Source organism: Mycolicibacterium agri (assembly GCF_002553505.1).
Taxonomy (GTDB): Bacteria; Actinomycetota; Actinomycetes; order Mycobacteriales; family Mycobacteriaceae; genus Mycobacterium; species Mycobacterium agri.
The window spans coordinates 1-22,245 of sequence record NZ_PDCP01000062.1 but is presented as its reverse complement, the minus strand read 5'-3'; the positions used below and the strand labels follow the sequence as shown (position 1 = coordinate 22,245).

13 protein-coding genes are annotated in these 22,245 nt (G+C 65.7%); 7 read left to right on the top strand and 6 right to left on the bottom strand.

Features of this window, described 5'->3' with window-relative positions; all coding sequences use genetic code 11:
• Window positions 1-59 precede the first annotated feature (59 nt).
• The 3 genes from CQY20_RS25190 (at window position 60) to CQY20_RS25180 (ending at window position 3,676) form a co-directional block, all read left to right on the top strand.
• Window positions 60-782: a flavodoxin family protein gene (locus CQY20_RS25190; RefSeq protein ID WP_234816402.1), complete on the top strand. Its 723-nt coding sequence runs from the start codon at window positions 60-62 to the stop codon at window positions 780-782.
• A gap of 52 nt (window positions 783-834) precedes the next feature.
• Entirely contained in the window at window positions 835-1,572 is a 738-nt protein-coding gene (locus tag CQY20_RS25185; RefSeq protein ID WP_097942800.1) for a nitroreductase family protein, read from the top strand.
• A 316-nt stretch (window positions 1,573-1,888) separates the two neighbouring features.
• Window positions 1,889-3,676, top strand: a complete 1,788-nt coding sequence (locus CQY20_RS25180; RefSeq protein WP_097942799.1) for a hypothetical protein — start codon at window positions 1,889-1,891, stop codon at window positions 3,674-3,676.
• A gap of 90 nt (window positions 3,677-3,766) precedes the next feature.
• Here the strand turns inward: CQY20_RS25180 and CQY20_RS25175 are convergent, their stop codons facing one another.
• Window positions 3,767-4,915, bottom strand: a complete 1,149-nt coding sequence (locus CQY20_RS25175) for an LLM class flavin-dependent oxidoreductase (RefSeq protein ID WP_174814775.1) — start codon at window positions 4,913-4,915, stop codon at window positions 3,767-3,769.
• A gap of 207 nt (window positions 4,916-5,122) precedes the next feature.
• On the opposite strand from CQY20_RS25175, the gene CQY20_RS25170 reads away from it, so the two are divergent.
• Both CQY20_RS25170 and CQY20_RS25165 read left to right on the top strand, forming a co-directional pair.
• Entirely contained in the window at window positions 5,123-5,905 is a 783-nt protein-coding gene (locus tag CQY20_RS25170) for an alpha/beta hydrolase (RefSeq protein ID WP_097942808.1), read from the top strand.
• Window positions 5,906-6,147: 242 nt separating this feature from the next.
• Complete coding sequence (locus CQY20_RS25165) at window positions 6,148-7,632, top strand: flavin-containing monooxygenase (protein WP_097942798.1); 1,485 nt, start codon at window positions 6,148-6,150, stop codon at window positions 7,630-7,632.
• A 19-nt stretch (window positions 7,633-7,651) separates the two neighbouring features.
• Here CQY20_RS25165 and CQY20_RS25160 read toward each other — a convergent pair whose 3' ends face one another.
• From CQY20_RS25160 to CQY20_RS25150, 3 genes are all read right to left on the bottom strand, one after another.
• The gene (locus tag CQY20_RS25160) at window positions 7,652-8,497 is read right to left on the bottom strand and encodes a class I SAM-dependent methyltransferase (RefSeq protein WP_097942797.1); all 846 of its coding nucleotides are present in this window, start codon (window positions 8,495-8,497) and stop codon (window positions 7,652-7,654) included.
• 172 nt (window positions 8,498-8,669) lie between these two features.
• Window positions 8,670-12,455 (bottom strand): multifunctional oxoglutarate decarboxylase/oxoglutarate dehydrogenase thiamine pyrophosphate-binding subunit/dihydrolipoyllysine-residue succinyltransferase subunit, encoded by a 3,786-nt coding sequence (locus tag CQY20_RS25155; RefSeq protein ID WP_097942796.1) that lies wholly within the window; start codon window positions 12,453-12,455, stop codon window positions 8,670-8,672.
• A gap of 171 nt (window positions 12,456-12,626) precedes the next feature.
• Complete coding sequence (locus CQY20_RS25150) at window positions 12,627-13,376, bottom strand: hypothetical protein (RefSeq protein WP_097942807.1); 750 nt, start codon at window positions 13,374-13,376, stop codon at window positions 12,627-12,629.
• Window positions 13,377-13,565: 189 nt separating this feature from the next.
• Here CQY20_RS25150 and CQY20_RS25145 point away from each other — a divergent pair, with 189 nt between their 5' ends.
• On the top strand, window positions 13,566-14,765 hold the full coding sequence (locus tag CQY20_RS25145) for a Bcr/CflA family efflux MFS transporter (RefSeq protein ID WP_174814772.1): 1,200 nt from the start codon (window positions 13,566-13,568) through the stop codon (window positions 14,763-14,765).
• Between the two features lie 229 nt (window positions 14,766-14,994).
• Window positions 14,995-17,301: a DHA2 family efflux MFS transporter permease subunit gene (locus tag CQY20_RS36230; RefSeq protein ID WP_097942794.1), complete on the top strand. Its 2,307-nt coding sequence runs from the start codon at window positions 14,995-14,997 to the stop codon at window positions 17,299-17,301.
• Here the strand turns inward: CQY20_RS36230 and CQY20_RS25135 are convergent.
• Together CQY20_RS25135 and CQY20_RS25130 are read right to left on the bottom strand one after the other, a co-directional pair.
• A complete protein-coding gene (locus CQY20_RS25135; protein WP_097942793.1) occupies window positions 17,298-18,656 on the bottom strand; it encodes an FAD-binding oxidoreductase in 1,359 nt (452 codons plus the stop codon). The genes CQY20_RS36230 and CQY20_RS25135 overlap by 4 nt on opposite strands.
• Complete coding sequence (locus tag CQY20_RS25130; protein ID WP_174814773.1) at window positions 18,653-22,060, bottom strand: TM0106 family RecB-like putative nuclease; 3,408 nt, start codon at window positions 22,058-22,060, stop codon at window positions 18,653-18,655. The genes CQY20_RS25135 and CQY20_RS25130 overlap by 4 nt, the downstream gene beginning before the upstream one ends.
• Between the last annotated feature and the right edge of the window lie 185 nt (window positions 22,061-22,245).

The window sequence follows — 22,245 nt, the reverse complement described above, 5'->3', positions numbered from 1 at the left end:
GCGGCACGTCGGATGCGCAGCATTTGAGTCGAAAAGCCTAGAGAGAGGGGAGTCCGGTCATGACCGACATGATCGGCGGGCGGCGAGGAACACAGCGGCCGCGCGTCTTGCTTCTGTACTACACATATACGGGTCAGTCGCTCAAAGTGCTCGAAACCGCGGGGGAGGTGTTCCGCGAGCGGGGATGCGAAGTTGAGAAGGCGAAGATTGAGTTCACGGATCACCGTTTCGCCGACCGGTTTTCGCGCTTTCCGATGCGGAGTGTGTGGCCCGACATGCTTAGTGTCCTGCCGGCCCAGTTCCGCCGCGCAACGGGGGAGATCCGAATTCCCGACGTGTTGCGAAACGGGGAATACGACCTCGTATGTGTTGGCTCGCCGACTTGGTGGCGCACAACGAGTATGCCGATGCGCTCCTTCCTCAAATCAGCAGAGGCGCAGAAGCTCCTCACCGGCAGACCGTTTGTCGTTTTTGTGGTATGCCGTCGCTATTGGCGCGACAATCTCAGAGCAGTGCGCAGATTGGGGGAGAAGCGGGGTGGTCGTTATGTGGGCGGGCTCCATTTCGAGTATCCCGGCGGGCAGGTCAAATCTCTGCTGTCGCTGACGAGCTACCTCGGATCGGGTGAGTACCGCGATCGGTATTTGGGATTGCGGATCCCGATGACCAACGTGCAACCGGACCAGCTCGAGGAGACGAGAAGATTCGCCGGCGCCCTCGCGGATCGGTTCTTCGGGACCGAATCCGCTGCGCGGCGCCAGAAAACGGTGCATCCGCAATGACCGCGTGCCCTTGCACAGGCGATGAGCAGCACGACCTGCGTAGCGTAGCGACATGACCGAGACACCGAACACCGAAGGTTCGCCGGCCACTCCGGCTGCCGCCCAGGCGCTTGCCGGCCTCAAAATGCCACTGTTCGAAGCGATCATGACTCAGCGGGCCGTGCGTCGAGTCCTGCCCGACCCGGTCGACGACGCGGTGGTGTTGAAGTGCATCGAGGTCGCGCTGCGGGCACCGACGGGTGCCAACGGACAGAACTGGGAGTTCATCGTCGTGAAGGACCGCGACATCAAGGACAAGTTCGCGCGGCGTTACCGCCAAGCCTGGAAGATCTATTACGCCTTGGTCATCCGGCGCATCGCCGCCCGCGACGAGTCGATGGCGAAGATTGCGCGTGCTGTCCAGTGGCAGGTTGACCACTTCGCCGAAATCCCCGTCCTTATCGTGGCGTGTCTGCGTCTCGGGGCCCGGGAGGGACGCCTTCCCTACGTTCCCATGCCCCTCCCGGCAGCGTCCGGCTACTTTGGCTCGATCTACCCGAGTGTGCAGAACCTACTCCTGGCTGCTCGGGCGATGGGCCTCGGTGCAAGCCTGATCACGTTGCCGCTGTGGAGCGTGACCGCTGCGCGTCGGGCACTCAAGCTGCCACTGTCCGTGACTCCCTGCTGCATCGTGCCGCTCGGATGGCCGCGGGGCCGCTACGGGTCTACGACCCGCAAACCGGTCGAGCAGGTCACGCACCTGGACGCGTACGGCAACCGCGCTTGGCTCGGCACGTCTTGGCGCCCTTGACCTCAACCGGGACGCCCTGTGATGGGCCCCGCTAGTCCTCTGGGCGACGAGTCGTAGCACGGGCTTGAATTTAGCCAGATTTGCACGATAACGCAGCGCGTTCCGTGTTTCCTATCGATGGTTGGTTTGCTGTTTGATAGTTTCTATCTCAGTGACATGCGACGATGCGAATAAATCTAATTTGCATCTTCCTGTGTCATCGCGGCCGTAAATTTCTTCTCTGATTTAGCCATTTGGCCCACTCGCGGGAGTAAAGTCCGCACCGGGGTCGGCTCGAGAGTCGTCGAAGAATCGATCGTCTGCCGGTGGGAGGATCATGCGCGCAGTCCTACGTCCGTACGTCACAGCAGGCATCGCGCTGGCGGGAGCCAGCGTGATAGCCGCCGCACCGGTGACGCCGGTAGCCGGTCCAACGGTCGAGCACCAGGCGACGCAGCTGCTCGCGTCGTCAGTCGCGAATATCCCGGCCAACCTGCTCATCACCCTTATCAACGTTCCGTACTACGAGTCGTTGGCCTTGAAGGAGTATGCGTACGCCCTCGGGCCGCCCGGCCAGACAGGTGGCGTACCGGGATGGATTCCCCCTGCGGCCACGGTGGGCAATGGGTTAGACCCAGGCGCCGACGGGATCCCGGGTACGGCTGACGACCTATACACTCGCGGCGGGACGGGCAGTTGGTACATGGAGTCCCACAGCGGCAACACCTGGGGATGGGACGATGGCAACTGGCCGCAGTTGGCGGCGATTGGCCATTTCATTGCGCCGTACGAATTTTCCTTATCCATCGCCCAACAACTACAGACCTTCGCGCAGGCCGAGTTCATCGCCGGAGCCGACGTCAATTGCGAGTTCCAATGTTCTGATGTGCTGGGGTACGTGGGACGCTGGCTTGTGTTCGTCACGCCGCTTTCTGAGCTCCTGTCCGGCACAACATTTCCCGAGACCGTGAATGCGTTCCCGGATGTGCAACCGATCTGGGCCGGAGAGCCGGCGAAGCTGGAACCACTGGTGCCGTTGCAAGCGATTGCTGACTATTTCATGCAGGATCCGAGCGACAACCCGATCCTGTTGCCCGACCCTGCAGAAGTCCTTTCGGACTTCGTGAAGCTTCAGATCGATATTGCGACCAACTTCAATCCTGTTGCCAGAGGAAGCTTCTTGTACTGGGGTGCCCCGACGCTCTATAGCATCCCAGCCGGAATGGCCGGAGCGGTGCAGAATTTCACAGGTATACCGAATCAGTTCCTCATTCCGCCTTGGGAAGGATTTGGCGGTGAATCCGAGTCCGGGCCCAACGCCGGTCCGGAGTCGCTGATTACCGGCCTGCCGGCGGGGCTTGACTATCTGGTGCGCGGCCTGTCCGGATACCTCCGGCCCAGCACATACCTCGAGGCGTCGTTGTCGAACACCCTGCTGCGGACTTTCGCCGCCGGATCCCTGCCAGGTTCGGACATCGCGAGAATTCTCACCGGTCTGGATCCCGCGTCGGTCCTGGCGCTGGGGAACAACCTGCTACAGGCCGAGTCCACCAACCCGCAAGACCTGAGCGCCACCTCGCGTCTCGGCGGTGTTCTGGGCAACGAGTTCGATTCAGGGCTGACGGAAGAGGGTGCCACTGCGCCAGCGCCGCCAGCGGGACGCTTCGCCAACGCGATTTCGTCTGTGGTAGACACCTTCACCGGGGCGAATGGACGGTTGGTCACGCTGGACGTGGCACCCCGGTTGGACGAGACGCGCGGCCGGCACGCCGCACCGGACTCGCCACTCCAGGTGCCGCCGAGCAACGCGTCCGATCCATCGCCGGACACGGGACAATCTGGGGCAGTGGTCAATTCGGCCCCGCTCGGCAACGTCTCGCCCGACCCGGTGGGCGCGACGACATCGACGGACGAGGCGACGCCCGGGACAAACATTGTGCGTCACTCGCGAAAGTTCACACCACCGATCGGAGGCGTTTCCGGTGCCCCCGGCTCGAACGCCGCCGGTGCTGCCGGTGGCGGCACGCACCGCCCCGGTGCCACAATACGATCGGTGGCCAAGGAGGTTCACAAGGCAGTGAAGAAAGCGCTCGGCGGCGCGTCGCGAGACGACTCGGACGAGTAGAAATCGGCTGCAACACCCTCGGCGTCGAATGCTGATGCACGTCGCCGCCGCATGAGGGCGCGCCGACGCCATCGACTGTGCCGCGGTCGCTCACAGCTTCTTGAGTCGCCGAAGCACGTCCATGTACGGCACGCTCGCTGCAAACCCCTTCCGCGCCTTGGGGTTCAGCATGCTGCCGTTGATGAGCACCAAATACTGCAGCCCGTGGTCCCGCCACTCCGCCACCTGGTCGATGATTTCAGTGGGTGTCCCGTTGAAGGTGATCTCTTTCATCAGTGACGCGGGAACCATTGCCGCGTACGACAAAGCTGTTTCCTTGTCGATCAATTGCGGAACGAGATCCTGTACGCCAGAGAAATCGGCCCCCAGCGGATGCTGAACACCGTGCCGTGACCAGGCTTTCGCGGGTGCAGCAAGCGCGGAGCATTTCATGATCACAGTATCCAACGCCTCATCCACGTCATCGCGACTGCGGCCGGTGACTACCGTTCGCACGACGGCAGGGATGATCGACATCGGGTCACGACCGGCGTCCGAAGCCGCAGCCCGGACAACTTCGAGCGCATCACGATAGTCGGAGGGTCGACTGAGAATGAAAGGGATCCAGGCATCGGCTTCCCGTCCTGTCACCCGCAACATCCGGGGCCCGTGGGCCGCAACCCAGATCTCCGGCCATCTACCGCGGTATGGCGGAAGATCGAACACCGCATTCTTCAAGGGGAAGTACGGCGAGGCGCGAGACACCGCTTCGCCGGCCGAATTCCACAGCGCTCGAATCGTGGCGATCGCTTCCTCGACTCGCGCAACCGGTTTCGTCCACTCGACACCGTAGGGTTCGTTGCCCTCGCGTTCCCCGACACCGATGCCGAGCATGGCACGGCCTCGGGTCAGTAGATGCAAAGTTGCGGCGGCCTGCGCCGTGACCGCTGGATTGCGCCGTCCCGCATCGGTCACGCATACACCGAGTCGCAGACGGCGGAGACGATTGCGAGCGGCCAGGTGTCCGAGCATCGTCCTCGGCTCGAGGACGGCGTCGATCCTGGGCACTAGTCTCGCAGCGACGCCGAAATACTCAGGCGTTGCGACAGAGCGCGGCAGAAACGAGTTCAGGTGGTCACCGACCCAGTACGAGTCGGCGCCCCCCGCTGCGGCGGTCAGCGAACCCACCCGTGGCAGCAGGCTGGGCGACATCCGCGAGTTCACGATTCCATCGAGGATGCCGAAACGAAAACGCTCCACGATTTGACTTCCTGTCCATCGCGCATGGTCCGCTTCGGCGGCCACTACACACGTATCAAGCCATACCGAATCTCCCACAAGGCGTTCGCAAAGGCGGATGAACAAGCGAAGTGCTCGCGAACGGCACAGCGCGTCAAGCTCAGCCTCCTGGCCGCGGCCGGTCGGAACCTCACCCCAACGGGGTCAGTGGCACTTACGCTTGGTGACATGCTCGAGGTGATCGACAAGGGAGCCCTCAGCGAACGTCATCCTGCACCGCTGCTCTTCGTCCACGGGGCGTGGCATGCGGCATGGTGTTGGGACGAACACTTTCTGAGCTTCTTTGCGGACGAGGGTTATCGCGCCCTCGCCGTCAGCCTCCGCGGCCACGGCGGCAGCTCGACTTCCAAACCGCTGCGCATCTGTTCGGTCGCCGACTATGTCGAGGATGTCGCGTCAGTGGCCGACAATCTCCCGCGAAGGCCAGTGGTGATCGGCCACTCCATGGGCGGATTCGTCGTGCAGAAGTACCTGGAGTCAAATGACGCTCCCGCGGCGGTATTGATGGCGTCGACACCCCCGCGCGGATACCTCGGGTCCGGCCTGCGCTGGATGAAACGACACCCGTGGGATTTCGCGCGAGTAGCGATGACCGGCAGGTCCTTGGCCTACGTCAGCACACCCCGACTTGCCCGAGAGCGATTCTTCTGCGCGCACACGCCGGACTCGCACGTCTCGAAATACGCCACGCGGCTTCAAGAAGAAAGCACGCGAGCCGCAGTCGACGGCCTGCTCAACCTGCCGCGCCCTCGCCGTGTGACTACGACGCTGCTGGTCCTCGGGGCCGGCAATGACGGCTCGGTGACCGCAAGAGAAGTCCACGCAACAGCACATGCGTATCGCACGCAAGCAGAGATCTTCCCCAACATGGGCCACGACATGATGCTCGAGAGCGGCTGGCCTGCTGTCGCCGAACGAATTCATTCTTGGCTCGGCACTCAGGGGCTATAAGTACAACAGAACTGCGCGGACCACCGCTTACTCACAGACCGACAGCTAGCCAATTCCGCTGAGTTAGAACGGCTAATCGTGTCGGGGACTACCCCGTCGCGATACCCGCTGGAGAGTTCTCCAACCTGACGTCAAGCCGACCCCGCGGGTCTATCGTGGTGCTACGTCATCGCCTTAGGCCAGCGACGGATCCTCTGATCTGCCCGGGTCGACGGGCGGGGAAGCCAGGTGGGTAGCAGTTGATGAGCGCGAACTATTTCGACGTTGTCATTGTCGGGGCAGGGTTCGGCGGAATCGGTGCGGCGATCCAGCTGCACCGTCTGGGCTACGACAATATTGTGATTCTCGAGCGCGAGGATGAGCTGGGGGGAACCTGGCACGTCAACCGGTATCCGGGACTTACCGTTGATTGTCCCTCGACGACGTATTCCTATTGGTTCGAGCCCAATCCGTATTGGTCCCGGTTGTATGCGCCAGGTCCAGAGTTGAAGAAATACGCCGAGCATGTGGTCGACAAATACGACGTGCGCCGCGTAATCCGCTTCAACAGCAACGTGGAAGGCGCCCGGTGGGATGACGAGACGCAGCTTTGGCGTGTTGCGCTCTCCGGTGGTGAGACGCTGAGCGCCCAGTTCCTCATCGCAGCCACCGGCTTCTTATCTCAACCACGCAGACCGGACATCCCCGGCATCGAGACGTTCGCCGGACGTGTCATCCACACTGCGGCATGGGACGACAGCTACGTCCTCGAAGGGCGCGCCGTCGGAGTAATCGGAACCGGCTCCACCGGCGTACAGGTCATCCCTGAACTCGCCAAGTGCGTTTCCGAGCTGACCGTGTATCAACGCACACCGATTTGGGTGCTGCCGAAAATCGACTTCGCGTTTCCTTCTGCAGTGCAACGGCTTTTCGCCCGAATGCCGTTCACTCAGCGACTCGTGCGGTGGTTCACGGACACGACCGTGGACGCCGTCATGGTGCTGGCGATGTGGAAATACCGCCATTTCAAAGGCCTCAACATCGGCGCGTCAACCTTATGCGCGGTGCATCGCTTCCTGTCGATCCGCGACAAGGAATTGCGCCGCAAGCTGACTCCCGATTACGACTTCGGCTGCAAACGTCCGACCATGTCCAACACCTATTACCGTACGTTCGCCAAGCCGCATGTACGCCTTGTGAATTGCGGCATCGAAAGGATCGAGCCCGATGGAGTCGTTGCTCGTGACGGAAGCAAACGGTTCATCGACACACTGGTGCTCGCCACCGGCTTCGACGTGTGGGACGTCAACTTGCCGGCGCTCGAGGTGATCGGTCGTGACGGAAGGGATTTGGGAAAATGGTGGCGGGAGAACCGGTTCCAAGCCTACGAAGGTGTTTCGGTGCCCTATTTTCCGAACTTCCTCACCTTGGCCAGCCCCTACGCGTGGGTAGGATTGTCGTGGTTCAACACCGTGGAATATCAAATGCGCCACATCGCTCGGCTGCTTGGCGAAGTACAGAACCGCGGTGCTCGCACGTTCGAGGTCACCGAGGAAGCCAACGCTCGTTTCCTCGATCAAATGACAGAGTTGCTTGACGATTCGGTGTTCTACCTCGGCAATTGTGTAAACTCCCGGTCGTACTGGTTCAACGCGGCGGGAGAAGCGCCGCTGTTCCGGCCCACATCGGTGAGCAACGCCGTCAAGGAGCAATTGCGATTTCCGTTGAGCGACTACACATTAGTCTGATCAGACTCCGCGCAAGGAATTAGAAGCGATAGCGCAGCACCACTGTGCCGATCATCCTCGAAGTGGCCGAAGTGCGGCCCGCGAGCCGCGACGCCAAGCGCCAAGCCCGCGGCAGGCCGGCCACCTCGGGTGCCCGCGCCAGGAACATCTCGTCGACGAGTTCGAGGCCGTCGACCCATCTTTCGGGGTCATGGGGGTCGTTGAAACCGGGATTTACCACATCGCTTGCGATGGCGGTCATTGCATGCGAGTGCTTGAGCAGCCAGATGGCATACGTCGTATAGCTGTTGAACACCAGTTCGCCGCTGGGGAAGTGACTGATCAGCCGGTTCAGGAGGTCCGCGAAGTCGTGCCTGGTGAGAAACGCTCCCAGGCCGTCGGCCACGATCACAGCCGGACGATCGTTGGGCACCTGGTCGATCCAGTTCGGCTCGACCACATCCGCGCCGATGCTGTGAACGTTGGCTGGGTTCGGCAGCACCTGTGACCGGAGGGCGATCACCTCTGGGAAGTCAACGTCGTACCAGCGGACAGTGCGCGGTGGTCGGACGCGGAACACCCTGCTGTCCAACCCGGCGCCCAAGTCCAGCACGACGGCATCCGGGTGCCGCAGGACGAACCGGCGAACCACCTCATCAAGCCTCTTGGCCCGCACGGCAATTTCGAAGACCTTGGCCCTCGGGTCGACCCTGGTGGAGCTGATCGTGGGGAACTTCGTGAGGTCGTACCCGATTGTCGTAAGGAGCTCGTCGGCAGTGGTGTCGCCGAGGAAGGGACGCGGCAGGCGGCTGTCGAGCGCCCTTCCGCCCAGCGTCAGAAACAAGCTCTCCTGCGCCGGCGTGAACGCCGGAAGGCGCAAGGTCATGGGTTGGATTATCTGCCATGCGATCGGTGTCGACGGCCCAGATCGCCAACCCCGCCGCGAAGCGCTCGAACTCGCTCGGCTTGCGCAGATCACTTCGGGTACGCGAACGTGCGTATTCTCCTGGAATCTCCCGGCGTGTCGGCCGCAGACACGCACGCTCGCGGCAAGGAAGTCAGGCGAACGCCTCGTCGATGATCTCCTGCTGCTCCACCGCGTGCACCTTCGACGAGCCCGACGACGGCGCCGACATGGCCCGCCGCGAGATGCGCTTGAGCCCCGTCAGCTTCTCGGGCAGCATCTCCGGCAGCGTCAGGCCGAAGGTCGGCCAGGCACCCTGGTTGGCCGGCTCCTCCTGCACCCAGAAGTACTGCTCGACGTTGGGGTAGCGGTCCAGCGTCTCGCTCAGCCGCCGCTTGGGCAGCGGCGCCAGCTGCTCGATGCGCACGATCGCCACGTCGTCGCGCTTGTCCTTGGCCTTGCGCGCCACCAGCTCGTAGTAGAGCTTGCCGCTGGTCATCAACAGCCGCTTCACCTTGTCGCGGTCGCCGTCACCGTCGGTGTACGTCGGCTCCTCGAGCACCGAGCGGAACTTCTGCTCGGTGAAGTCGCGGATGTCGCTGACTGCAGCCTTGTTGCGCAGCATGGACTTTGGTGTGAACACGATCAGCGGGCGGTGGATGCCGTCCAGCGCGTGCCTGCGCAGCAGGTGGAAGTAGTTCGCCGGGGTCGACGGCATCGCGATCGTCATCGAACCTTCGGCCCACAGCTGCAGGAACCGCTCGATACGGCCCGAGGTGTGGTCGGGGCCCTGACCCTCGTGGCCGTGCGGTAGCAGCAGCACCACGTCGGACAGCTGGCCCCACTTGGCCTCGCCGGAGGAGATGAACTCGTCGATGATCGACTGCGCGCCGTTGACGAAGTCGCCGAACTGCGCCTCCCACAACACAAGTGCGTCGGGGTTGCCCACCGAGTAGCCGTATTCGAAGCCCACGGCGGCGAATTCGGACAGCGCCGAGTCGTACACCATGAACTTGCCACCGGTCGGCTGCCCGTCGGTGTTGGTGGCCAGCAACTGCAGAGGCGTGAACTCGGCGCCGGTCTTGCGGTCGATGATCACGGCGTGCCGCTGCGTGAACGTGCCACGCCGGGAGTCCTGGCCGGACAGCCGCACCAGCTTGCCTTCTGCGATAAGCGATCCCAGCGCGAGCAATTCGGCGAACGCCCAGTCGATCTTGCCCTCGTAGGCCATCTCGCGGCGCTTCTCCAGCACCGGTTTGACCCTGGAGTGCACCGTGAATCCCTCGGGCACCGCAAGATGCGCGTCGCCGATGCGTGCCAACAGCGACTTGTCCACGGCGGTGTTCATGCCCGCGGGCAGCATCTGGTCGGCCTCCACCGATTCGCTGGGCTCGATGGGATGTTTCTCGAGTTCGCGGACTTCGTTGAAGACCTGTTCCAACTGCCCCTGGTAGTCGCGCAGGGCGTCTTCGGCTTCCTTCATCGAGATGTCGCCGCGACCGATCAGCGCTTCGGTGTAGGTCTTGCGCACACCGCGCTTGGTGTCGATGGCGTCATACATGGCGGGCTGCGTCATCGACGGGTCGTCGCCCTCGTTGTGTCCGCGACGGCGGTAGCACAGCATGTCGATGACGACGTCCTTCTTGAACTTCTGCCGGAAGTCCATCGCCAGCCGGGCAACCCACACCGCGGCCTCAGGATCGTCGCCGTTGACGTGGAAGATCGGCGCCCCGATCATCTTCGCGACGTCGGTGCAATACTCCGAGGACTTGGCGTCGGAAGGCGAAGTGGTGAAACCGATCTGGTTGTTGACGATGATGTGGATCGTGCCGCCGGTGCGGTATCCGCGCAGCAGCGCGAGGTTCAGCGTCTCAGCCACCACGCCCTGACCGGCGAACGCGGCGTCGCCGTGCAGCATCAGCGGCACCACGGTGAAGGCGTCGTCACCGTCGCCCTTGTCGAGCACGTCCTGCTTGGCCCGCACGATGCCTTCCAGCACCGGGTCGACGGCCTCCAGGTGTGACGGGTTGGCCACCAGCGACACCGCAATGTCGTTGTCGCCGAACATCTGAATGTAGGTGCCGTTGGCGCCCAGGTGGTACTTGACGTCGCCGGATCCGTGCGCCTGCGAGGGGTTCAGGTTGCCCTCGAACTCAGAGAAGATCTGCGAGTACGGCTTGCCGACGATATTGGCCAACACGTTGAGTCTGCCGCGGTGCGGCATGCCGATGACGACCTCGTCGAGACCGTGCTCGGCGGCCTGGTCGATGACGGCGTCCATCATCGGAATGACGGTCTCCGCGCCCTCCAGCGAGAAGCGCTTCTGCCCAACGTATTTCGTCTGCAGAAAGGTTTCGAACGCCTCGGCGGCGTTGAGCTTGGACAGGATGTACTTCTGCTGCGCGACGGTCGGCTTCTCGTGCTTGACCTCGACGCGCTCCTCGATCCACTTCTGCTGCTCGGGCTCGAGGATGTGGGTGTACTCGACGCCGACGTGCCTGCAGTAGGAATCACGCAGCAGCCCGAGGACATCACGCAGCTTCTTGCGGTCCGCCCCGGCGAAGCCGTTGACCTTGAACTCGCGGTCCAAGTCCCACAGCGTCAACCCGTGGGTGTTGACGTCGAGGTCGGGGTGGCTGCGGAAGCGGCTCTTGTCCAGGCGCAGCGGGTCGATGTCGGCCATCAGATGTCCGCGGTTGCGGTAGGCCGCGATCAACTCGATGACGCGTGCGTTCTTGTCCTCGATCGAGTCGGGGTTGTCGGTGCGCCACCGCACCGGCTCGTATGGGATCCCCAGCTCATGGAAGATCTCGTCGAAGAACTCGTCAGAGAGCAGCAACTCGTGCACGGTGCGCAGGAAGTCACCGGACTCCGCGCCCTGGATGATGCGGTGGTCATAAGTAGACGTCAGCGTGACCAGTTTGCCGATGCCCAGTTCGGCGATGCGTTCTTCGCTCGCGCCCTGGAACTCCGCCGGGTACTCCATGGCGCCGACGCCGATGATCGCGCCCTGACCGCGCATCAGCCGCGGCACCGAATGCACGGTGCCGATCGTGCCGGGGTTGGTCAGTGAGATCGTCACGCCGGAGAAGTCCTCGGCGGTCAGCTTGCCGTCGCGGGCACGTCGCACGATGTCCTCGTAGGCGGCGATGAATTGACCGAACCGCATCGTCTCGGTGGCCTTGATGCCGGCCACCACGAGTTGACGGTTGCCGTCCTTGCCCGGAAGGTCGATCGCCAGGCCGAGGTTGACGTGCTCGGGCATCACCGCGTTCGGTTTGCCGTTGATCTCGGCGAAGTGGCGGTTCATGTTCGGGAACTTCTTGACCGCCTGCACGACCGCGTACCCGATCAGGTGGGTGAACGAGATCTTGCCGCCGCGGGCGCGCTTGAGGTGGTTGTTGATGACGGTGCGGTTGTCGATCATCAACTTGGCCGGGATGGCCCGCACGCTGGTTGCCGTCGGCACCTCGAGCGAGGCCGACATGTTCTTCACGACGGCCGCCGCCGCGCCCCGCAACGGCTGCGTCTCACCGCCGGTGGCAGGTGCTTTCGCGGCCGGCTTGGCCTCGGCCGGCTTGGCCTCTGAAGGCTTGGGTGTCGTCGGCGCGCTCTCGGCCTTGGCAGTCGACGCCTTGGCAGTCGCCTTCGGCTCGGAGGGCTTGGGTTTCGCAGGCGCGCTCTCGGTCGCTGAAGGGGCCGTGCCGTTGGCTTGAGCGGGCTTCGGCGCGGGAGCAGGCGCCGGTTCCGGCGGCGACGTGGGTGCCGATCGCCGACCGTCGCTGGTGTCGCTGGATGCGACTGACGTTGACTCGGGCGAGTAATCGACTAGGAATTCATGCCAACTCGGATCGACCGAGGAGGGATCCTCGCGGAACTTGCGATACATCTCCTCGACCAACCACTCGTTCTGTCCGAATGGTGAAGTTGAACTGCTCACGGCAGCTACTCGCCTCGATTCCTTCTTTTTCGGCAAGTGCCCGCGCGGACCCCTGCCCGTCTGTCTTCTTTTCCCTTCCAGCCCGCGGTTACCCCGCATCGATGCCGCCTAAAGGCTAGCGCTTCACCGATGCGCAGACGTCACATGAGCGCTAATCGCCGCGGGGCCGTTTCAGCCCTGTGACGACGGCAGCACATGCAGTTTTGCCGGCCACCGCGCCGGAGCCGGCCCGAACGCCGCGCGGGCGTTCTCGATGATGCGCTTGCCCATCAACCGGTTGCCGACACCGCCGACCACCGCGCCGATGCCGACCGGCAGCAGCTTGCCGAACGCGATCGCACCCCGCTTGAGTGCGTAGCGTTTGACGAAGTAGCGCAGCAGCCGCGAGTTCAGCTGCGACACCGCGGGCAGCGGCAACGTTGCCGCTCCGTCGCTGAGCCATGCCCCCTTGGTCCGGCCTGGGCCGAGCAGATCGGCGATGGCACCCTTGCTGTCCTCGCCGACCAGCACGGCCAGCACGAGCGCGCGCCTGCGCTCCCGATGCTCGGCCGGGACGCCGTGCACCTCGGCGACGGCGAGCACGAACAACGCCGTCGCCTCGAGGAACACCACCGTCTCGCCGGCGACCGCGGACAGCGCCGCCAGCGTGCCGATGCCGGGGATGGCGGCCGCGGAGCCGACCGCCGCGCCGCTGGCCATCACCGCGGCCAGGTACTGCTTCTCCAGCTTGGTGACGATCTCGGCGGGGGTGGCATCCGGGTTGCCGTCGCGGAGCCGCTCGATATAGGCGCGCACCGCGGGGCCCTGTACCCGAGCGCCGCGTTCGATGATCTCGGTGAGAACACGCGCGGCGGCGCCGGGATGGTCGTCGCCCGTTTGGGTAGCCGGCAGCTGGCTCTTGGCTTTGGACCGAGCACGCATTGCGGCCTCCTCGATGGGCGTCACTGTCGCCTTCAGGCTAACGGTTGTTCAACGCGCAACCGAGACCGAGAGTGCCCGCTATGACTTCGCTCACGGGTGCGGCCGGGAAGAAATTATTGATTCAGCGTGCTAACAACTTGCGTGGCAATATCGCCGGTTATGAATTCAAAGGCACCAGGGCGCGTTCGGATGATCGTCGTGCTCGGTGTCCTGGTGGCGCTCGGCCCATTGACCATCGACATGTACCTGCCCGCGCTGCCGAAGATCGCCGACGACTTGTCGGTGTCCTCGTCGATCGTGCAGCTGACGCTGACGGGAACGCTGCTCGGGCTGGCGCTGGGCCAGCTGATCGTCGGGCCGCTGTCCGACTCGCTGGGCCGTAGGCGGCCGTTGATGGCGGGCATCGTCGTGCACATGGCGGCATCGGTGGTCTGCATGCTGGCGTCCAACGTCGCCGTGTTGGGGTCGGCCCGGGTGTTGCAGGGCATCGGCGCGGCCGCTTCGATGGTCGTCGCCATCGCGGTGGTGAGCGATCTGTTCGCCGGCTCGGCCGCGGCCACTGTGCTGTCGCGGCTGATGCTCGTGCTGGGTGTCGCGCCTGTGGTGGCGCCGTCGCTGGGCGCCGCCGTGCTGCTGCGTGGGTCGTGGCACTGGGTTTTCACCGCCCTGGTGGTGCTGGCCGGACTGCTGCTGCTGGTAGCGGCGTTCGCCCTGCCCGAGACGCTGGCGCCCACACACCGCCGACCGTTGCAGGTCCGCGGCATCGCCACGACCTACGTCGAACTGCTGCGCGACTCGCGGTTCGTGATCCTCGTGCTGGTCGCCGCGCTCGGCATGTCGGGGCTGTTCGCCTACATCGCCGGGGCGTCGTTCGTGCTGCAGGGCATCTACGGGCTCGACCAGCAGGCGTTCGCGCTGGTGTTCGGCGCTGGAGCGGTCGCGTTGATCGGCGCGACGCAGTTCAACGTCGTGCTGCTGAAGCGGTTCACCCCGCAGTCGATCACGTTGTGGGCGTTGGCCGCGGCGTTGCTGGCCGGCGGCGTGTTCGTCGCGCTGGCGGTCGCGGAGGTCGGGGGACTGGCGGGCTTCGTGGTGCCGGTGTGGGCGATTCTGGCCGCGATGGGCCTGGTCATTCCCAACGCGCCGGCCATCGCCTTGTCACGCCATCCCGACGCGGGAGGTACCGCGGCGGCGCTGCTGGGCGCTGCCCAGTTCGGTCTCGGCGCCGCGGTCGCCCCGTTGGTCGGCGTGCTGGGCAACGACGAGTTAGCGCTGGCCGCGGTGATGGCGGTCAGTGCGCTGGTTGCTCTGCTGGCCCTTCTGGCGGTCGGCACCTCCACCGACACCGACGAGACGGTGCCCGAGGGGGCGCTCGCCGAGCCGGCGTAGTCTGCGGCACAGTTGTTTCCGGGACAGTTGTCCCGGTCATGATCGGTCCGTACCGTCGGACCAAAGCGCTTGACGTGCTGCGCGCGCGCTGAAACGAGTTGCCACTCGGCGCCGATGTGCAGGTCATCTGGCTGCGAAGCTTCGTAGAGTCCTTGAGAACAGTCCATTGGGCTGGCGTCGGGCCACAGAACTCGACACCATCGACAGGAGCCGAAGACGAGGTGGGGATATGACCACGGCGCTGCGAGGCCGGCCCGCGGGAGGGGCCGCCACTGCCGCCAATCCGTGGCATGCGCTGTGGGCCATGATGGTCGGCTTCTTCATGATCCTCGTCGACGCGACCATCGTGGCCGTCGCCAATCCGTCGATCATGGAGAGCCTCGGCGCCGGTTACGACGCGGTGATCTGGGTGACCAGCGCCTACCTGCTCGGCTTCGCGGTGCCCCTGCTGGTCGCAGGCCGCCTCGGTGACCGGTACGGGCCGAAGAACCTCTATCTGATCGGGCTCGCGGTGTTCACCGCCGCATCGCTGTGGTGCGGGCTGTCGCAGACGATCGGCATGTTGATCGTCGCCCGCGTGGTGCAGGGTGTCGGCGCGGCGGTGCTGACCCCGCAGACCCTGTCGACGATCACCCGTATTTTCCCCGCGGAGCGGCGGGGCGTCGCGATGAGCGTCTGGGGCACCACCGCCGGCGTCGCCACGCTGGTCGGGCCGCTGGCCGGCGGCGTGCTCGTCGACGGCCTCGGCTGGCAGTGGATCTTCATCGTCAACGTGCCGATCGGCGTCATCGGATTCGGCCTGGCCATGTGGCTGGTGCCCACGCTGCCGACGCAGAAGCGCGGCTTCGACCTGCTCGGCGTGCTGCTGTCCGGCATCGGCATGTTCCTGATCGTCTTCGCGCTGCAGGAAGGGCAGTCACACCAGTGGGCGCCGTGGGTGTGGGGCATGGTGGCGCTCGGGATCGGCTTCATGGCCGCCTTCGTGTTCTGGCAGCAGGCCAACCGCAACGAACCGCTCATCCCGCTCGGCATCTTCCGCGACCGCGACTTCAGCCTGTCCGCGCTCGGCGTCGCGACCATCGGCTTCGTCGTGACCGCGCAGATTCTGCCGGTCATGTTCTATGCGCAAGCGGTGTGCGGTCTTTCGCCGACGCGTGCGGCGCTGCTGACCGGCCCGATGGCGATCGCGAACGGCACGCTGGCGCCGTGGGTCGGCCGGCTCGTCGACCGCTACCACCCGCGGCCGATCGTCGGGTTCGGCTTCTCGGTGCTGGCGGTCGCGATGACCTGGCTGTCGGTGGAGATGACGCCGACGACGGCGATCTGGCGGATCGTGGTGCCGCTGACCGCGATCGGCGTCGGCATGGCGTTCATCTGGTCGCCGCTCGCGGCCACCGCGACACGCAACCTGGCGCCGCAGGTGGCCGGCGCCGGCTCCGGCGTGTACAACGCCACCCGACAGGTCGGCTCGGTGCTGGGCAGTGCGGCCATGGCCGCGTTCATGACGACGCGGCTGAGCGCCGAGATGCCGTTCGGCGCCGACGAACCGGTCGGTGAAGGTTCGGTGACAGAACTACCGGACTTCCTGCATGCGCCGTTCGCCGCCGCGATGTCGCAGTCGCTGCTGCTGCCCGCGTTCATCGCGTTGTTCGGCATCATCGCCGCGCTGTTTCTGCGCGGGTTCACCTCGCAGCGGGTGCTCAGCGGCGATGTGCCCGGCGAGGACGACTACTGGGGCGACGACGAGTACGACGATGACGAGTACGACGATGACGAGTACGACGATGACGACGAGTACGTCGAGCTCATCCTCGAGCACGGCGATGTCGAGCCGGTCGCGCAGTTCGTCGGTCCGGTGGCCGCGGAGGTCGACGAGGAGGACACCGAGCCGATGGCCGCGCGTCACGAGCACCTGCCCAAGCCTCCCGTCGACACGTGGCACGACGAGCCCGTCACGGCGTGGCGCAGCCTGCTCGCCGATGAGCGACCCCCCGTCGACCCCGAGCCGGACGTCGACCCGCAGCCCGCCGGCGAGCCGGAGTCGCCTGTGGACTGGGAGCCGGAGTCGCCTGTTGGCGAGCCGGAGTCGCCTGTGGACTGGGAGCCGGACGTCGGGCCGGAGCCGTCGGCGCCGTCAGTCCCGCGGCCCGAGGCACGCGGCAGAGGCAGCCTGTTCGACTTTCTGTCCGACGTGCCGCTGCCCAAACCCTCGGTAGAGCCGATCGGGTTCGCGCACAATGGCTTTCACGTCGACAAGCAGCAGCGGTTTCAGCCGCTGAGCCGTTTTGTGCCGCGCGAGGAACCGGAGGCCAAGCCGCCGAGCTCGCCGCGAACGCCGGATGTTCTCAGCCCGGACTATCCGCTGAACTTCGGCAAGCATGCCCACCGCGAGAGCCCGGACGAGTCCGACGACGAGCGTCCCTCGCGGCACGGGCGGACCGACGATCGGCCGCCGTTCAGGTTCGGCGGCAACGGGAAGCACTCGCGCGGCGACGATGACGTGTGGCGGTACGGGCGGCACTCGCGAGGCGACTAGTCGAACAGCACGGCGCCGTTGAGATAGCCGGCGGGATCGAACGCGGCCTTGACCGTTCGCATCGCCGCGATGTCGGCCTCTGTGCGCGACATTCCCACATAGTCCCGCTTTCTGGTGCCGACGCCGTGTTCGGAACTGACATTGCCGCCGCAGCGGGCGATCAGCGCCATCATCGCGCCGTAGAGCTCGGCTTCGCGCGCACCCTCCAGCTGACACCGCAACACGTTCAGGTGCAGATTGCCCTCGCCGATGTGGCCGAACAGCACCGGAATCGCATCCGGCGCGTGCGCGGCGACGAGCTCGCGGGATTCGTCGGCGAAGCTCGATATCGCCGAAAGCGGCAAGGACACGTCGAATTTCAGCGGTGGCCCGTACAGACCGAGTATCTCGGCCAGCGATTCGCGGACCTGCCACAGCCGTTGCTGTGCGACGGCGTCGACACCGACGGCGGGTTCGTCGCTCAGCGCTACGTTCTCCAGCGCATCGGCGAGCTGCTCGGTGGGGTCGGTGTCGGCGGCGAGTTCGATCAGCAGCTGCCACGCGCCGGCGACGGGCGCCGCGACGCCGAGGTGCGCGGCGGTCAGGGCGCTGGCGCGGGAATCGATCAATTCCAGTGCGGCGATGGCGGCCATATCGCGGAATTCGCGGCCCGCGGCGACAAGGTCGTCGAGGTCGTCGAACCCGCAGACCGCCGTTACTCGGTGCGGCGGGGTGGGGTGCAGCCGCAAATCCAGCGCGGTGATCACGCCGAGGGTGCCTTCGGCGCCGACGAACAGCGCGGCCAGGTCGTAGCCGGTGTTGTCGCGGCGAACTTCGCTGTGCCGGTGCACAATTGAGCCGTCCGGCAGCACCACTTCGAGACCGATGATCTGTTCGCCCATGTTGCCGTAGCGCACGGTGCGCAGCCCGCCCGCGTTCGTCGACGCCATGCCGCCGACGGTGGCGGAGTCGCGCGCGGCCAGATCAACGCCGAAGACCAGGCCCGCCTTGGCCGCCGCCCGCTGCACCGCAGCCAGCGTCACCCCGGCGCCCACGCGGACGCGTCGATCGACGGCGTCGACCGCGCCGACTTCGGTCAGCCGCTCCGTGGACAGCAGCACATCGTCGTACTCGGGCACGGCGCCTGCGACCAGAGACGTGCGCCCGCCCTGCACCGTCACATGGACGCCGGCCTCCCGGCATTCGCGCAGCACCCCGGCGACTTCCTCGGTGGTTCCCGGTCGCACCAGCGCGCTGGCCCGTCCGCGGTAACGGCCAGTGTGGTCGAGGCTACGGCCTTCCAGCACGTCGGGGTCTGCGCTGACCTGTGATGCGCCGACGATTGCCGCCAGCCGGTCGATCAGCGTATTGCTCACTCCAACGGTGTATCACACCGCGACAACGACAAGAACGCCCCCAGTTCGATCAGGCGGTCCGGTGTGGAGGGCAGGTAGTCGGTGAGCGTTTCGGAGCGGACGATGATGCTGGCGTACTTGGCCCGGCTCACCGCGACGTTGAGCCGATTTCGGTTGAGCAGGAAGGAGATTCCGCGCGGCACATCGTCAATTGATGACGCCGTCATCGACACGAAAACGACCGGCGCCTGGCGGCCCTGGAACTTGTCGACGGTTCCGACGTCGACACCTTCCAACCCGGCCGTGTCGAGTTCGTCACGCAGCAGCAACACCTGCGCGTTGTAGGGGGCCACGACCAACACGTCGTGCTGACCCAGTTGGCGGCGGCCGTCCTCGTCGGTCCACTCCGTACCGAGCAATCGCCGGATCTCGGCCACGATTCGCGCGGCTTCCTCGGGGCTGCTGGTCGAGTTGCCGTCGTGGGCGACGGTCAGCACGCGCACTCCCGGCGGGAAACCGTCGAGGCGTCGCGCGGCGGTGTGGCTTTCTTCCGAGCCCAGCCGTCCCTCGTAGGCCAGTCGCGAAACCCTTTCGCACACAGCGGGATGCATGCGATACGAGCGGTCGAGGAAGTAGCCGAACTGCTCGGGCAGTGTGCGGTGGCCGTTCACCAGCCAGCCGAGCGCGGACGCGTCGACCGGTTCGGGATGGTGGCCCTGGCTGACCTGCGGCAGCTGCTGCGGATCGCCGAGCAGCATCAGGTTGTTGGCCGCGCGGGCCACCGCGATGGTGTTGGCCAGGCAGAACTGACCGGCCTCCTCGACGACCAGCAGGTCGAGGCTGGCCGCGTCGACGCGATCGTCGTTGGCGAAATCCCATGCGGTGCCGCCGATTATGCAGCCGGGCGTAGTCGCGATGAACGCGGCGTAATTGTCCTTGTCGACCCGTTGCCACGGGTTGTCGGCGGCGGTGTCCTTCTTGCCGATGCGTGCCGGGTCGACCTCGGCCTTGACCAGGTCGCGGAACAGGTTCTCGACGACGGCGTGCGACTGCGCGACCACACCGACGCGCCATTGATGGTTGTTGACCAGCGACGCGATGATTCTGGCGGCCGTGTACGTCTTGCCGGTGCCGGGCGGGCCGTGTACGGCGAGGTAGGAGTTGTCGAGGTCGAGCAGCGCGGCGGTGATATCGGTCACGGTGTTGCCGGTGTGCGGCAGCGGGGCGCCGCTGCGGGTGCGCGGGGCGCGGCGCAACAGGATGTCCATGACGGCGTTGTCGGGCAGCGCGGGCAGACCGTCGCAGACGTGCGCGGCGAAGGTGTCGATCGACTCGCGCAGTTTCTTCGTGCCGACGATCGACCGCGGCGTCAGCGCGAACGGCACCTGGGTGAACGGCCCGTCAGCGGGTTCGCGCTCGCAGATGGTCACCTCGGTCGGGACGTTGTCGTCGTCGACGCCGACGATCTCGGCGTTGCCCGCGGCGCGCCGGTCCGGATTGTCGGACAGACCAGACGGCGACGGCGGGTCGTACAGCGCGAACACCTCGCGGGCGAGGCCGCCGGCCTCCAGCGCGCCGGTCAGCTTGACCCACCGCTGGTTCTTCCGCGCACGTGACGGAATGTGCCAGTCCTTGACGACTTCGGCCTTCTCGACGAGAAACACGTCGGTGGTGTCGCCCCATTCGTCGACCGGATTGTTCAACCGGTCGAAATGCGCCCACCAGAACGGCTTGTCCTCGCGCCGGTGATAGCCGCGCGCCGCCGCCACCAGTGCCACCGCCGTCTGCTCGGGGGTGCGGCCATCGACGCCATCGCCGGCGAAGGCCAGCAATGTGCGGGCCAGGTCGTCGGTGTCCTCGGCCGCGACCCCGTCGCCCACCTGTTGCGGGCCGAGGGGAGGCACGGCGGATTCGATGGCGATCTTGATCAGCCAGTCGCGCAGCCGGTGGGTGGACCGGCAGTCGTAGCGGTTGTACTCCTCGATCTGTTTGAGCGCGATCTCGGCTTCCTCGTCGCGTCCGTCGGCGCGCAGGTCGCAGTAGCGGGCGTACTGGTTGATCGAGTCGGCGGCGGTGGTGACGTCGCCGGTGCGCAGCTCGGCGCCCATGTACAGAGGTTCCAGCGACTTGAGGCTGTAGTTCTCGGCGCCAACCCGAATGCATTTGCGCACAAGGGGATAAAGGTCGACGAGCACACCGCTGCGCAGCAGGTCGTCGACTTCGTCCTCGCCGACGCCGTAGCGGCCGGCCAGCCGCAGCAGCGCCGTCTTCTCATAGGGCGCGTAGTGGTAGATGTGCATGTTCGGGTAGCGCTTGCGGCGCCTGCGCACCATCGCGAGGAAGTCGACGAGGGCTTGGCGTTCGCTTTCCCGGTCGTGCGCCCACAGCGGCCGAAACGCCCCGCCGACCTCGAGCACGCCCCACAGGTACTCCAGACCCCACTGCCGACCGTCGGCGGTCCACAGTGGGTCGCCTTCGAAGTCGAAGAACAGATCGCCCTTGTCGGGGTCGGGCAGCAGGTTCAGCGGCTGGCTGTCGATTACCTCGACCGGCGGCTTGCCGTCGATCCGCGGTGCGGTCTGCAGGCGGGCCTGGGCGGTCAACGCGGCGGTGGCCCGTGCGGGCAGTTCCGGGACCGGGCCTTCATGCCGGGCGAGCTCGGTCATCGTGGTGATGCCCGCGTCGATGAAGCGGGCCCGTTGACTGGCCCGCATGCCCGCGACGAGCAGCAGGTCGTCGTGTTCGCGCACCTGCGTCGTGCACTCCGGGCAGCGGAAGCAGGCGCGGACCTCCTCGTCCTCCCACCGCACCGCCGTACCGCCGGCCAGGTGCCGGTCGAGCAGGCTCTGCAGGGCCGCGCGGCGGGGCCGGTAGACGGGCACGAGTTCGTCGACGCGGTAGCCGACGGTGGCGGTGTCGCCGAGTACGAGCTCGACCTCGTCGCTGACGGGCACTCCCGTCGCGGTCAGCGTCTCGGCGTAGGCCGCCAGCTGGAGAAGCGCCTCGACCTTGACCGAGCGGGCCAGCTTCGTGTCGCGCAGCCGGTAGCGCTCGCCGTCGAAGAGGAGGAAGTCGGCGAACCCGACGAAGCGGCCGTCGAACATCGCGGCCTGGTAGATGACCGGGGCGCGGCGGCGAACCGCCTGCAGCGTGGCCTCGGCGGCGGCGGTGAGCCCGTCGACGGTGTAGTTGGGCCTGCCGATGACAGCGACGTTGTCCGGCGAAAGATCGCGCAGCTCGTCGAGGTGGCGTTGCTCATGCTCACCGCCGAGTTTGGCTGTGCGCGTGAGCAATTCGTCTTCCACGGCGACCGGCGGGCCCCAGCCGAGCTGGGCGTCGAACGAGCGCAGCAGCGCGTACTCGCAGCGGGCCGCGGCTGCAAGGTCGGAGGCGCTGTAGATCACCCGACCGTCGACGACGAACACGTCGCAACTGTAAGCCCGCCCGGCGACACTTACGGGACCCTCGCGGCTCCACCTAGCGTCCCAAGGGGCCCCCATTTCGCCCCCACCCCGGGCTCTTATACACATCTCCGAGCCCACCAGACAAGGCATGATGTCGTATGCCGGGTTGTGCTTGAAAAAAAAAAAGGGGGGGGGGGGGGGGGGGG